Genomic DNA, 9194 nt, shown 5'->3' with positions numbered 1-9194 from the left:
GTTAAAGAGTCTATTCAAGCTTTAAATAACTGGTATGAAAATGTTAGTCAGTCTAAATTAAATCTTTTCTATAGAGCTAAAGGAACAGTAAAACGCTGGGAACAACACATTATTAACTATTTTAAAACTAGAATAACCAACGGATTTGCTGAAGGATTAAACAACAAAATCAAATTAATCAAAAGAATTGGCTACGGTGTTCCCAAAGTTGAAAACTTAAAACGCCGAGTATTTTTATCATTGCTAAGTATTTAAGAGTAATTCAAAAAAACAAAGAGATAACATGATTCAAACGGTGCTATTTAGATTTCACAACATTTGTCAAAGAACCTTTTTCTTTAGCAATATTTTTTCTAATTAAAGCTCTATTTTGACTTAAATATCTATCTTGAATAATTTTTAAAATATCTTCTAAGGCAAAGTTTTCATATAATAAGTCAATACTAGCTTTTCTAATATTTCTTTCTTTACCGGCTAGATAAACACCGAGTCCTGGCTTACGTATTATTTCTAAATTGTAATTTTTTAACCATTGTTCTAGTTCATCAAGATCATGTGCTATTGTAGTTTCCGAAACATTTGTCAGTCTGGTGAAGGTATAAAGTTTAGCTGGTATTTGACTGCTTAGTAATTCAGTTAAAATGATTAACTTTCTTTCTTCTGGCAGATAGTGCCGATTTATATTTTCTCCTTCAAGCAGCTTGTTAACATTTATTTTTTCCTGAAGACTAATTTTGAGTCTAATTCCAGTCCCTTTTTTCTTTTCTAAATTATAATTGTTTTCTGCAAGCCAATTTTCTACTTCAGCTAAGTTTCTAATAATTGTTCGAGAACTAACTCCAACCCAGCTGGCAATACTATTAATTGTAATATAATCGTCTTTATTTAATAAAATATTGATAATTTTTTTAGTTCTAGAACTAATTTTCATAAACAAATACTCCTTCAAAACTTAATTAAGATTTTTTAAGAACTAATAATTAAAAATATTCAAATTATTAGCGAGTAAAAATGACTATTTCTAAATTATGATCAGTAATTTAGTTAAGCTTGAGCTATTTCCTCTAGCGCTAATTTAATTTTATGATTAAAATTCGACAATTACAAGGATAAGAAAAATAATTCTGGCAGTTATTAAAAATGACAAAATTAAGTTATTTAATTTTTTTACTAAAAGTCAACACAACAAAAAAGTGGACAATTAAGTCCACTTAATGATTAATAAATATTTACTTTTTTATATTTGATATTTAAACTCAAGTGGTTTTTCGAGCACTTATAATTAACGGAACTGAGCTTAACTTTTTATAAGGAGTTCCTTTAGAACTACCATAACTTGCAAGCACTTTAAAACCTGCTTCTTTTAAATTAGCCATCAATTCTTGCTGGCGAAGGGGATAGAGAGCTACTTTATTCTGAAAAAGCAAATTATCAGTTAGATTATCAATTAACTTGGTCTCAAAAAAAATTGTGTTCTTCTCTTTTTGATATTCATAATTTCTTGTAAAATAAAGAGAGTTATCATTACTATAAATTGTAGGAAGACCTGCTAGATTTAAATCTAAAATACGATCATAATTTACTATTTGAATAAATAATTTAGCATCTTTAACTAACAAATCAGCAGTTATTTTTAAAAATTGTTTAATTTCAGATTCTGTTAGATGAACCAATACATTGCCTATTATATATGCCCCCTGAAAACTCCCTGGCTTAAATTCTTTATCTAAAGCTAACATATTTAAATTATGAAATCTAAGCTTTAAGTCTTTGCTATCTTCTGTGGCAGCTTTAGCTTTAGCTAAGGCTATCATTTCGAAGTCAAGGTCAACAGCTTCAAGCTGATAACCAAGTTTTGCTAAAGCAAGCGCATAATTACCTGTACCACAGCCAATATCTAATAAATGTATGCTATTTCTTGTGGTAGCTAAATCTTTAAATATATTATCAAGCAAAGATAATTTTTTTGAGTTAAGAGGAAATATTTTATCATAATTTTTACTAAACTCAGAGTAAAAAGGCATTCTGATCAGCTCCTTTGTTAAGTACTATAGTTTTCTTTTAAGCTTCCATTTTGATAAGCCTCATGTAGCTTTAGTAAATAATTAATATCATCGGCTAATTTTTTACCAATATCAGTTGCAGAAATTTTAAGAGGCTGCTTAAATTTAACTACTTCAGTTGCAGAAATTGTATCTCTACTATCTTTATTTAAAGCATTTTCTCTTGATAAAAATGGATCATGGGAAATTAGCCGAAGATTTTTGCTACTATAAGTTAAGGTATAACCTGCAATCCCAGTTTTAGTACGATAAGCAGCGGAAATCCCTCCATCAATAACCAATAAACGTCCTTCTCCTTTAATTGGGCTTTCCCCTCTTTTTTCAGCAACAGGAGTATGGCCATTAATTATATGACCTGTTTCTGGATCAAGCTCAAAGTCAGCTAAAATCTGCTTACATAAATCAGCATTTTCTCTCTTTTTATAGTAAGGGTTTTTCTTTTCTAAATAAAGTGCTTTATCCTCTACTGTTGTAAAATATCGCAGAAAAGTAGTCATTTTTTCTTTGCCAAACAAGGGAGACATCTTTCCTCTCCAGAGATACCAGAGCCAATCTCGATATGTTTCTTCTTGTTTATTAAGTGAATAACTCTGTCTGACAACATCATCAAAGAAATCAAGCAAACTACGTCCAGCATAATTTTGGCCCGCAATTTTTACTTCTGCATAATTACCAGCTTTATTTAAGGGAATACAGCCGTGAAATAGTAAGTTTCCATTATATTTCTTATAAAGACTACCATGATTAAATAAAAATCTAATATCTTCCTGTAATCTATCATTATTGCGAAAAGAATAGCGAAGATGCTCAATTACTTCCTCTTCTTCAGAACTTAATTGATAAGGGTGATCAGTGTTTATAGTTGGAAAATCAGAATCTGTCAGTTTATATTTTTTCCCATCCAAATTTAGAATTCCCTGTTCAAAATCTATCTTTTCAAAATAAAGAGCCTCACTTAATCTGAACTCTGGATGCTGTTTTAATAACTGTCCTTCCAGTTTGAATTGAATAATAGTGATTGCTTTATGCATCTGGCTAATCAGACTAATTTCAGGCTGAGCTAATTCTTTATCTAATAAGCGAGGAGCAAATACTGTCTGATTAACCTCCGGATATATTTTTAAAGCAAATCGGGCTAGAGGACGTAAATTAATACCATAACCTTCTTCAATAAATTCTAAATTACCATAACGTAAAGCAATTCTTAATGCAGTTGCAATAAGTGCTCTCTGACCTCGGGCTGCCCCCATCCATAGAATATCATGATTACCCCACTGAATATCTACATTATGATGGTTTTTTAGAAAACTCATAATTTTTTCTGGTGCCGGTCCACGGTCAAAAATATCACCAATTATATGTAATTTATCAACTGCAAAACGCTGAATTAAATTTGATAAAGCAATAATAAAATTTTCAGCCTGGCCTACTTCAATAATTGTAGTTAAAATTTGATCTTTATAGTCTTTCTTGCTTAATTCATTTTCGTTTAGATGGAGTAATTCTTCAATTATGTAAGAAAATTTATGAGGTAAGGCCTTACGAACTTTAGAACGAGTATAAATAGCGGAAACTTCGCGGGAAATCTTTACTATATAATCAAGGGCTTCTTTGTACCATTCAGGTGGAATTCCACCTCTTTTTTGTAAGGTTTTCATTTTTTCTTCTGGATAAAAAATCAAAGTAGCCAGTTCTCTTTTTTCTTTATCTTTTAACTTTTCTTCAAAAATCTGATCAATTTTGTATTCAATAACTCCAGAAGCAGTTTTAAGCATATATTTAAAGGCTTCTGCTTCACCATGTAAATCAGTGAGAAAATGTTCGGTACTTTTGGGTAAATTTAAAATAGCTTTTAAATTTATAATTTCTGTACTTACAGCAGGAATATTCGGAAATTGCTCTGCTAAAAGCTGCAGATATTTTTCTTCGCTCATCTCAGTCACTTTTTTTCCTCCTTTAACAACTAGAACAACTAGTTTCAGACAAGCAGTTTTTCAAAAGCAAGCCTTTCTGCTTCTCTAAGAGTATAAATAATGCCACAATATTTAAATTTGTTTTTTTTTAGTAAATTTTGCATTGCTAAATTATCACGATGAGTGTCGATCCTAATACTTTTAATATTTTCACTGAGAGCGATTTCTTCAGCCTTTTTAATAAATAAAGAAGCCAGACTCTGACCCTGATAATTAGCAGTAACTGCAATTCGGTGAATAACACCATATTTTTCTGTACTAAGCCACTCTCCTTGATAAATATTTTGATAGCTAGGATCATCTCCCAGACTAATCACGGCTACGGCAATTAATTTAGCTGAGTTTTTAATTATATAACAATTTTCAGCTATAATGTCAGCTCGAAAAATACTTTGATCAGGATAACTTCCCTGCCACTGCTCTATATTATTAGCAGCAAGTTGTTCCCGGGCAGAATTAATTATTTCCATAATTGCAGGAATGTCTTTTAATTTAGCCTTTTGTAAATTCAACTAATTCATCACCTCTTCAATAAATTTTTAAAATTATCATATTATAATGATTCTATTTTATAGTGATCCTGTAACCAGCTAATAACTTTTTCTTTCTTCTCTGGACAGGCAAAATAAAATCCCTGAGCATAATCACAAGCAAGCTTTTCTAAAAATAATAATTGCTCCTCACTTTCTACTCCTTCAGCTACTACTTCAATATTTAACGAATGAGCCAATTTAATAATTGCAGATATAATTTCCTCAACTGATTTATCTTTTCCAATATTTAGAATAAAATAACGATCAATTTTAAGATAATCAATTGGGATTTCTTTCAAATACTTAAGTGACGAATATCCTTTGCCAAAATCATCAAGATATATTTTAATTCCATTTTCTTTTAGTTTTTTTAATTTTTTAATATTACTTTCAATTTCTAGCATTAAATCTGTTTCAGTTATTTCAAGACTCAAATTTTTTGCTGCAACTTTGGCAGAATTAAGATGAGAAATTAAACTATCAGCAAATTCAGGGTTTTGTAAATTACGAGCTGAGATATTAATTGCTATGTTATAAAAATCGAATTTAAAATTTTGATTAAATTCAGCTATATCAGCAAGAGCAGTTTTTAAAACCCAATCGGTAAGAGGCTGAATCAAACTGCTCTGTTCTACAATTGGAATAAACTCAGCTGGAGAAATTAGACCTTTCTCAGGGTGATTCCAGCGAATTAGTGCTTCAAATGTTTCTACTTTTCTGGTGTATAAATTTATCTTTGGTTGATAGTAAAGTTCAAAAGAATTATTATCGATTGACTTTTTTACTGCTGCTAAAAGCTCTATTTTATTATTTTTAGATTCAATTGCTGAATTTTTATAAAAGTAGTATTGTTTTTTTAGATCATTAGCATTCTTTAAGGCAACTAAAGCCTGATCAATTAATTCAGCAAAAATGCTGCTATTCTCAGGATAACTACTTAATCCAAAAGAAATATCATTAAATATTGATAGTCCCTTAAATTCGATTGGTTTTTCCAGATATTTAGCTAATCTATTTAAAAAAATTTTAACATTTAAATACTTATTTTTGGGCAAAACTATTCCATATTTATCTTCACTAATATAATAAATAAGACTATTATGACCAATAAATTTCTGGACATTCTGCAAAAATTGACTGATATATTTAGTTGAATTCATAAAACCAATCAACTTATAAATATCAAAGAAATTATTGATTGATAAGATTAATAAGTAAAAATCTTTCTGTCCTGAAATTCTTTCTTCTACAATTTGTTTGAATTTAATTTTAGTCGGAAGTGAGATCTCACTATTAAAGTAAGCAAGTTTATTTAACAGCCCTAATTGCTGTTCTATAAGCGAAAATAAACAACCACTAAAAATTCCAATTAAAATCAAAAAGAGGGTTCTGAAGATCCAATTGCTGTTCTGCTGACTCAGCATAGCTGCTGTATTTAAAGGCATAAGCGGTCCTAATAAAAGCCCTGCTAATAGGGCACTTACTAAACCACCCCTAATTTTATAAAGATAAGCAGTAAAAATAATTGGCAGATAAATAAGATGAATATAACTATATTGAGTTCCACCTGTTTTATAAACTAGATAGCTAATCAGGCTTAATAAAAATAAAATTATTAGGAAAGATAAAAATTTATTTTCAGATAACCTTTTTAGTTTTAAATAAATGCTAATCTGTTTAATCATATTTTATTACCTCCGCTGCCGATTATTCAAAGATATAAATTATTATTCGGCAATGTAGGCTAATAACCTGCATTGAGCAATAAAATATTATTTATCTAGCTAAAATTAAGCTAATAAAAAAGTTAAACTATAAGTCTAAGTAAGCTTAAATAATTCTATTAATTTATTTTTAACCTGATTCTGCTGCCACTTATGATAATGCTTTACTGCAAGCCCGTTTAAACCAATTAAACCAGGATGAATCTTTAAAGCAGTCAGCTCTTTTAGCTTGGCAATTACTTTATATTCATCGCTGGGAATTTCTGAGCCAGTAATTGATTCAAGAACTGCCCGGCTAAATTTATATGGATTAGCCGTTGAATCAACAATGGCTATTGTGTCATCTCCCAGTTGATTACGATATTTTGCCAATGAATCTACCGCAACAGCTGTATGAGGGTCAAGCAGATAATCATATTTTTCGTAATAGCTCTTTATTGCCTGTTTTACCTCTGTTTCAGTACTATATTCACCCACAAACAATTCTCTAATTTTTTCTAATGTTTTTTGATCTACTTTAAAGCTTTTTTCTTCTTTTAATTGAGTATACCAGCTATTTATTTTCTGACTATCATGCTCAGTAATTTCATATAAAAATCTTTCTAAATTGGAAGAAATTAAAATATCCATTGAAGGACTAATTGTTTTTTTGAATTCTCGTTTAATATCATAAACACCTGTCTTCAAAAAATCTGTTAAAACTTTATTATCATTAGATGCACAAATGAATTTATTAACAGGCAGCCCCATTCTATAGGCATAATAAGCGGCTAATATATTGCCAAAATTACCAGTTGGAACTGTAATATTAATTTTTTCACTGGCTGTTAAATCTCCATTATTTAATAAATTAAAATAAGCTTTAAAATAATATACTATTTGAGGTAGTAACCTTCCCCAATTTATTGAATTAGCTGAAGAAAATTGATAATTATTATTTGATAATTTTTTTCTAAATTTTTTATCAGCAAAAATTTCTTTGACTGTATTTTGACAGTCATCAAAATTACCCGGAATAGCAACTACAGAAGTGTTGCTACCACCAGTAGTTAACATTTGATCTTCCTGAACTTTGCTAACTCCTGCAGCAGGATAAAAAACAACTATTTGAACTCCTGGTACATCCTTAAAGCCTTCTAAAGCAGCTTTACCAGTATCACCAGAAGTTGCTACTAAAATAATAATTTCATTTTTTATATTATTTTTCTGAACAGCTTTAACTAAAAGATAGGGCAGAACTTGTAATGCAAAATCTTTAAAAGCAGCGGTTGGTCCGTGCCATAATTCTAAAATATATGTATGTTGATCCAGCTGTACTAAAGGAGCTTTTTCAACTTGGGGAAAATTGCTTTTTGCATAAGCTTTTTCGACTGATTCTGTTATTTCTTCCTGCTTAAAATCAGTTAAAAATTCTGTAAATATCCATTTAGCTAAGTCTTGATAACTATAATTTTTTTTAGCAATTAAATCTGCTAAAGAAAAAGTAGGTATTTTTTCCGGGACAAATAGCCCTCCTTCAGGTACCATACCCAGGCTAATTGCCGCTGCTGAATTTACTGGTTGATAATTTCCTCTTGTACTTATATACTCCATACTCTTTACCTCCACTATTTTAGATTAACTATAAATTATTATATCTAATCAACGGCTTAATGTCTATTAATATAGATAAAAAGAAGCTAGCTGCTATACAAAAGTTAATTTATTTATTATAATAAACATAATAGGAAATAATTATCAATTAAATTAAACAAAACAGCTAACTTAAAGGAGGAAATTATGTTAAACTTTATTTTTATAATTTTCGTTTCTATAATTAGCTGTTTATTTTTAAGCCTTTTTATTCCTTTAAAATATAAAATTAAGTTGGACTATAATTATAAATTAGCGTTTCTAATAAAATTTTCTTATTTAGGAATAAATCTAATTTTCAAAAAGTCTAATCAAGAAAAAATATGGCTGCTTAAATTTTCTAAATATAGCAAAAAGATTAATTTATCTTCTTTTTTTAATAAAAATAAAATATCAAATAAAACTAAAGCTAAAGAAGGTAAATTGACCAAATTGAAAGATCTCAAATTTTATTTAGATAATGATAATTTTAGTCAAATATTAGCTGTTTTAAAAAAAATACTGAAAATTATTGTTCCTTCCCATTTGAAATTAAAAATAGATTTTTCGTTGGGAGATCCTTACTATAATGCTTTATTTATTGCTGGTTATTATGCTTTAAAGGATATATTTTCAAAAAAGATATTCAATGATCTTGATCCAGAAATAGAAATAAATCTAAACTGGCAGGAGGTGAAACTTGATTTTGAATTTCTAATGACAGGTAGAATAAAGCTCTGGTTATTTTGCTGGCAATTAATTACTTATCTTAGTTCTGCTCAAAACCGTCATTTTTTAAATAAATTATCTCAATTGAAAAGAAAGGACTGAAATAAAATGGAAACAACTAAAGAAGTTTTAGAAACAATGTATGATAAGCTTGATCATCTTTTAAAGACAGAAACTGTAATTGGCAAAGCAATTACAGTTGGTGATATTAAACTGATTCCTATTATAACAGCTTCATTTGGATTAGGAGGAGGAGTTGGTGAAGAGAAAAGCAAGTCTGCTGGCGGTGGTGGTGGACTTGGCTGTAAAATATCGCCTGATGCTATTTTAGTTATTAATGGTGATGAAGTTAAAATGCTTCCAGTTAAAAATAAAGGGCCTTTAGAAAGTATTTTAGCAAAAGTACCTGAACTGCTGCATCAATTTGAGTCAGATAAAAAAACTGATTCTGATCAAAATAGTGAAAAAAATTGGTTGTATAATTAATGTTGTGAAGAAAAAACTGTAAATCTAAAAATATCTAAATAAAAAAGGCATTTGCCTGGCTCCGTTGAATTAAAT

9 protein-coding genes are annotated in these 9194 nt (G+C 29.2%); 3 read left to right on the top strand and 6 right to left on the bottom strand.

All coding sequences use genetic code 11. The annotated features are described in order from the left end of the window. A partial coding sequence (locus tag BMZ74_RS13700) for a transposase (protein ID WP_143070189.1) occupies positions 1-255 on the top strand: 255 nt, incomplete at its 5' end. A 43-nt stretch (positions 256-298) separates the two neighbouring features. Here the strand turns inward: BMZ74_RS13700 and BMZ74_RS13695 are convergent. The 6 genes from BMZ74_RS13695 to thrC all read right to left on the bottom strand — a co-directional run bounded on the left by BMZ74_RS13695 (position 299) and on the right by thrC (position 7886). After that, positions 299-931: a BglG family transcription antiterminator gene (locus BMZ74_RS13695; protein WP_089862774.1), complete on the bottom strand. Its 633-nt coding sequence runs from the start codon at positions 929-931 to the stop codon at positions 299-301. A gap of 325 nt (positions 932-1256) precedes the next feature. Continuing rightward, entirely contained in the window at positions 1257-2024 is a 768-nt protein-coding gene (locus tag BMZ74_RS13690) for a class I SAM-dependent methyltransferase (RefSeq protein ID WP_089862773.1), read from the bottom strand. Positions 2025-2041: 17 nt separating this feature from the next. Next, positions 2042-3997, bottom strand: coding sequence for a fructose-1,6-bisphosphatase (locus BMZ74_RS13685; protein ID WP_089862775.1), 1956 nt, complete (start codon positions 3995-3997; stop codon positions 2042-2044). Between the two features lie 44 nt (positions 3998-4041). Then, a complete protein-coding gene (locus tag BMZ74_RS13680; RefSeq protein ID WP_089862772.1) occupies positions 4042-4548 on the bottom strand; it encodes a GNAT family N-acetyltransferase in 507 nt (168 codons plus the stop codon). Positions 4549-4589: 41 nt separating this feature from the next. Then, positions 4590-6254 carry a bifunctional diguanylate cyclase/phosphodiesterase gene (locus BMZ74_RS13675; protein ID WP_089862771.1) on the bottom strand — a complete coding sequence of 555 codons (1665 nt, stop codon included), beginning with the start codon at positions 6252-6254 and terminating at the stop codon, positions 4590-4592. 135 nt (positions 6255-6389) lie between these two features. Further along, entirely contained in the window at positions 6390-7886 is a 1497-nt protein-coding gene (gene thrC / locus BMZ74_RS13670; RefSeq protein WP_089862770.1) for a threonine synthase, read from the bottom strand. A 186-nt stretch (positions 7887-8072) separates the two neighbouring features. Here thrC and BMZ74_RS13665 point away from each other — a divergent pair, with 186 nt between their 5' ends. Then, on the top strand, positions 8073-8735 hold the full coding sequence (locus BMZ74_RS13665) for a hypothetical protein (RefSeq protein ID WP_089862769.1): 663 nt from the start codon (positions 8073-8075) through the stop codon (positions 8733-8735). 6 nt (positions 8736-8741) lie between these two features. Then, complete coding sequence (locus BMZ74_RS13660) at positions 8742-9119, top strand: GerW family sporulation protein (protein ID WP_089862768.1); 378 nt, start codon at positions 8742-8744, stop codon at positions 9117-9119. The last annotated feature ends 75 nt before the right edge of the window (positions 9120-9194 follow it).

It is taken from the genome of Halanaerobium salsuginis (assembly GCF_900114545.1).
GTDB lineage: Bacteria > Bacillota > Halanaerobiia > Halanaerobiales > Halanaerobiaceae > Halanaerobium > Halanaerobium salsuginis.
This window is presented reverse-complemented; position numbering and strand designations above follow the sequence as displayed.

Bases quoted from the DNA above. Each gene is read 5' to 3' on its own strand.
- BMZ74_RS13665 (WP_089862769.1), top strand. From the start codon at position 8,073: ATGTTAAACTTTATTTTTATAATTTTCGTTTCTATAATTAGCTGTTTA.
- BMZ74_RS13675 (WP_089862771.1), bottom strand. From the start codon at position 6,254: ATGATTAAACAGATTAGCATTTATTTAAAACTAAAAAGGTTATCTGAA.
- BMZ74_RS13660 (WP_089862768.1), top strand. From the start codon at position 8,742: ATGGAAACAACTAAAGAAGTTTTAGAAACAATGTATGATAAGCTTGAT.
- thrC (WP_089862770.1), bottom strand. From the start codon at position 7,886: ATGGAGTATATAAGTACAAGAGGAAATTATCAACCAGTAAATTCAGCA.
- BMZ74_RS13695 (WP_089862774.1), bottom strand. From the start codon at position 931: ATGAAAATTAGTTCTAGAACTAAAAAAATTATCAATATTTTATTAAAT.
- BMZ74_RS13690 (WP_089862773.1), bottom strand. From the start codon at position 2,024: ATGCCTTTTTACTCTGAGTTTAGTAAAAATTATGATAAAATATTTCCT.
- BMZ74_RS13685 (WP_089862775.1), bottom strand. From the start codon at position 3,997: ATGAGCGAAGAAAAATATCTGCAGCTTTTAGCAGAGCAATTTCCGAAT.